Annotated in this window: 4 protein-coding genes and 2 pseudogenes; 4 read left to right on the top strand and 2 right to left on the bottom strand. The window is 60.7% G+C overall.

Going from position 1 to position 4,140, the window contains the following annotated elements:
* Positions 1–35: 35 nt before the first annotated feature.
* Positions 36–971: an RNA polymerase sigma factor RpoH gene (rpoH, locus tag QOC89_RS02995; protein ID WP_007179432.1), complete on the bottom strand. Its 936-nt coding sequence runs from the start codon at positions 969–971 to the stop codon at positions 36–38.
* A 364-nt stretch (positions 972–1,335) separates the two neighbouring features.
* Between rpoH and QOC89_RS02990 the strand changes: the two genes are divergently transcribed.
* The 3 genes and pseudogenes from QOC89_RS02990 to QOC89_RS31790 all read left to right on the top strand — a co-directional run.
* Complete coding sequence (locus QOC89_RS02990; protein ID WP_323043660.1) at positions 1,336–1,899, top strand: acyloxyacyl hydrolase; 564 nt, start codon at positions 1,336–1,338, stop codon at positions 1,897–1,899.
* A gap of 43 nt (positions 1,900–1,942) precedes the next feature.
* The gene (locus tag QOC89_RS02985; protein ID WP_323043659.1) at positions 1,943–2,326 is read left to right on the top strand and encodes a nuclear transport factor 2 family protein; all 384 of its coding nucleotides are present in this window, start codon (positions 1,943–1,945) and stop codon (positions 2,324–2,326) included.
* A 115-nt stretch (positions 2,327–2,441) separates the two neighbouring features.
* Positions 2,442–2,522 (top strand): annotated as a pseudogene (locus tag QOC89_RS31790) (hypothetical protein); the annotation flags it as partial.
* A gap of 213 nt (positions 2,523–2,735) precedes the next feature.
* On the opposite strand, the gene ybiB reads toward QOC89_RS31790, so the two are convergent.
* On the bottom strand, positions 2,736–3,707 hold the full coding sequence (ybiB, locus tag QOC89_RS02975) for a DNA-binding protein YbiB (RefSeq protein ID WP_323043658.1): 972 nt from the start codon (positions 3,705–3,707) through the stop codon (positions 2,736–2,738).
* 292 nt (positions 3,708–3,999) lie between these two features.
* Here ybiB and QOC89_RS02970 point away from each other — a divergent pair.
* A pseudogene (locus QOC89_RS02970) lies at positions 4,000–4,140 on the top strand (FAA hydrolase family protein); the annotation flags it as partial.

Below are 4,140 nucleotides of genomic sequence, written 5' to 3'. Positions count from 1 at the left end.
CGGGCGAACCCCGGCGCGACTCAGGCTTTTAAGCGTTAAGCGTACTCGGTCAATGCGCCGCGCATTTTCTTCATTGCGCTCGCCTCGATCTGGCGAATACGTTCGGCCGACACGCCGAATTCGTCGGCGAGCTCGTGCAGCGTGGAGCCGCCCGAACCGTCGTCTTCCACCTTCAGCCAGCGTGCCTCGATAATGCGGCGGCTGCGGGCGTCCAGTGCATCCAGCGCACTCGCGATACCGTCGCTCTGCAGCTTGTCGCGCTGACGCGAAGCCAGCACGGCAGTTGGCTCGCTATGCGAGTCGGCGAGGTAAGCGATGGGCGCGTACGACTCTTCGCCGTCTTCGACCTGACCTTCCAGCGCAATATCGCCGCCGGACAAGCGCGTTTCCATCTCGGAAACTTCCTCGCGCTTCACATTCAGCTCCTTGGCGAGACCTTCGATCTCGTCCGGCGTGAACGCGCCCAGGCCCTGCTTGTGACTGCGCAGGTTGAAAAACAGCTTGCGCTGCGCTTTGGTGGTGGCAACCTTCACCATCCGCCAGTTACGCAGAATGTATTCGTGGATCTCGGCCTTGATCCAGTGCATGGCGTACGACACGAGACGTACGTTCTGCTCCGGGTCGAAGCGCTTCACGGCCTTCATCAGGCCGATATTGCCTTCCTGGATCAGGTCGGCATGCGGCAGTCCATAACCCAGATAATTGCGCGCGATCGATACGACCAGCCGCAGGTGCGACAGGACGAGACGGCGCGCGGACTCAAGGTTGTCCTGCTCGCGAAATTCGGTGGCGAACTGGCGTTCTTCCGCCGGCGTCAGCATCGGAATCCGATTTACGGCCTGGATGTAGGCGTCGATATTGCCCAGTTGACCGGGCAGCAGCGAGGAATGCGAGAGCGCCAGTGCACCTGCCGAAGCGGCCTTAGCCGACGACGGGCTCAGAGTACTCGGAAGGGTCATTGCATGGCTCACGTAGGAAACTCCTTTGGAATCAGACAAAAGCGTATTCAGGTAAACGACTCCAGCGTTGGATGTTAGCACTCTGAATTGCCGAGTGCTAATACTTAGAGGCCGTAGGGGCATCCAAGTTCCGTATATTCCTATTGAAATTTAGGTTTCGATAGCCATGGAGTGCCGGCTTGCATGCAGCGCGCTTGCACCGTACAAGTTACCTAACAATTAGCTTTCGATAATATAATTGACCGATTTTTCTAAAAACAGAAGTGACTAATTGCAAAAAGTGAGGTTTCTTCAGATGATCCACGAATTTCGGATTGTCATTAGAATAAGCGCAACATTGAGAAGGTAATCAACGTTCGGCTAGCTCGGGTGTTCGATGACAAACAAAAAAAATGCTTTGCGTGGTCTGGCTCTAAAAGGGGTCTGTGCGGTTGTACTGGTTAGCGCTTCAGGGCTGGCCGCGGCCGATCAGTTCGGCGTGCAGTTTGCGGTCGGTACCGGCGACCATCACTTCAAAAAGTACGACCTCGGCTTTGTCTGGGATCCGGATCTGACATGGTGGCAGATCGGCGACTGGCACTTCGCGCTGATCGGCGAGGCCCATGCGGCCTGGTGGCACACCGACGAGGCGAACGTCCACAAAGACATCGGAGAATTTGGCGTGACGCCGATTATCCGCTTCATCAAGGGAACGGGTTCGATCCGTCCTTTTATCGAAGCGGGGGCGGGCGTGCGCGTGTTGACGAGTCCCACGGTCTCGACCGACTACACCTACTCCACGGCCTTCCAGTTTACGCCCATGGCGGGTGTGGGCGTGCAACTCGGCAACCACCAGCAGTATCAGGTGGGCTACCGCTTCCAGCATATTTCCAACGGCGGTATCAAAGAGCCCAATCCTGGTATAAATTTCCACCAGCTATATTTGCAATATAACTTCTGACGACCGTGGCCATGTTCGGCCCATCGGTGCGAGGGGCTGAGCAATGGCGGCAAAGACAATCGAAGCGATTCGCGAACTCGAGCGCGAGCGCTTCCGTGCGATGGTCGACGGTGACGGGCAGTCGCTTGATGCACTGCTTGCGGACAACGTGAGCTATGTCCACACGAACGGCAAGCGAGAAACGAAGCGGCAGTTCATCGACGGTATTACCGCTGGGCGCCGCCGCTATCGGCAGATCGAGGTGCAGTCGCAAGAGGTGCTGCTGGTGGGGCGTGAGAGTTGCGTCGTCACCGGGCGCGCGCTGATCGAAATGGAAGCGAACAATGGAGCGCTGCTGTTTCCGATCGCGTACACGGCGATTCATACGCAGGAAGACGGGCTATGGCGTCTGATTGCCTGGCAGGCGACGCGCTGCGCGATCGAGTGAGCCTTTTGAGCTCACTCCGTTTCGCCGGTTGCGCTGGGTGAGCGCTGACTGCAGATTCTCTTAAGCTGCTACGCGCTGCAAATCTTCATCGCTCCACGCGGGTGGCTTTGCTGCCTCGCCCGCATACGGATGCCGCGGATGCACCGGCATCTGGTTGCAGCGCTCCACCACACGCCGCACCGCAGTCATCTTGTGATCGAGCGTGGGGCACCACGTCTGCGCCACCGCGTCGCATACTTCGCGCGCATACGGAAGCTCGGTCGTGTTGAAGGTTTCGGGCGAATACGACGAAAACGAACGTGGATGAAGCCCATGCAATATGCATTTGACCCTCGCGCTTCGTCCGAACGGTAAACGGACGAATGCAAACGACTACAGGTTGTGAAGGTCAGACGGGCATCCACGGACATCACTCCGGCGTTTGGGCGACGTCGACGATCAACTGGACTTGCCGCTCGATCGCGCTTGGCACGGGCGCTTCGCCGCGTAGCACGGCGGCGATCCACGCAGCCGTGGTGGGGGCGTCGCGCGCTTCGGGCAAGTCGACCTCGGGCGCATCGGACGACGAGCGTTCGTGCGGCACGCGCGTTTCGCAGATGCCGTCGTGCAGCCAGTCGACCTGCACCTGGCGCCGCGTGTCGGCGACTGCTTCGCCTTCGGTGCCGCGCGCGAGCAAGGCGCCGCCTGCAGCGGCGTCCGGGTGCGTGTTGAACAGTTGTGTGAGGCTGTCACGATACGGCGGATGCGTGTAATTCACGAGCCGCAGCCCCGCGGGCGCGAACGGTTGCAGGATTTTCACGAGCGTATGCGTTGAATTGCGCACGCCCATCCGCCGGCGCAGCGAGAGGAGTCGCGCGAGCTTCGGTGCGAGGACCTCGATCGGCGCGAACGCAAGACGCCGCTCGGCAAGACCGTCTTCGATATCGGCGTGCGATTGCGCGTGCGGGATCTGTAAATGAGTGAAGATTTCGGCGCTCGTCACGCGGCCCGGATCTTCAGTGACGCCATGGACCAGCACCGGCACACCCTCGCGTGCCAGCAATAGCGCGAGCAATGGCACCAGGTTCGGCTGTTTGCGCGCGCCGTTGTACGTGGGTATCGACACGGGCCGGAACGCCACGTGCGGCAAATGAACCGGTTCGAACGACGCATGCGCGCCGGCCAGCATGGCGGCGAGTTCATCGGCGGTTTCGCCCTTCACGCGATACGCGAGCAATATCGCGCCGAGTTCGAGATCGGACACGCGGCCCTCGAGCATCGCGGTGTAGAGCGCGCGCGTATCTTCGGCGGTCAGCGCGCGAGCGCCGTTCGGGCCGCGGCCGATTTCCTTGATATAACGGGCGCAGGGGAAAGGATTGGCGGTGTCGGCGGAGTCAGTCATCGGGCGCAGTGGGGGCGGGGGTGGCGCGCCGCTTCTGGGGCAGTCGGCCACGGTATTCAAAGGACGCTGTTCGGTGTGAGTATCGCATCTATGGCGATTTGACGGTCCGGTGGGGCCGAACCGCTTGCGATCCAGCGGTTCGGTGATCCGGCGGTCCACCGAACCAATGCGCCCGGGCCGCCGGTTCACGCGCCCCTATGCCGATTGACTGCATCGCGCTTTGCTGCGCGTTACACTCGATGCTTTATCGCCGCGCGCGGGCGCGGCACAATTGAGAAAAACGGAGAACGGGATGAGTTACGTATTTGCACCCGCACCAGTTGTCGCGGTGCCGGTCGTGGGGTCCAGCGAGCAGTTCGCGGTGCGCCGCATCTATTGCGTGGGCCGCAACTACGAGGCGCACGCGCGCGAGATGGGGCACGATCCCGATCGC

It is taken from the genome of Paraburkholderia sp., assembly GCF_034668105.1.
Classification (GTDB): Bacteria; Pseudomonadota; Gammaproteobacteria; order Burkholderiales; family Burkholderiaceae; genus Paraburkholderia.
This window is presented reverse-complemented; position numbering and strand designations above follow the sequence as displayed.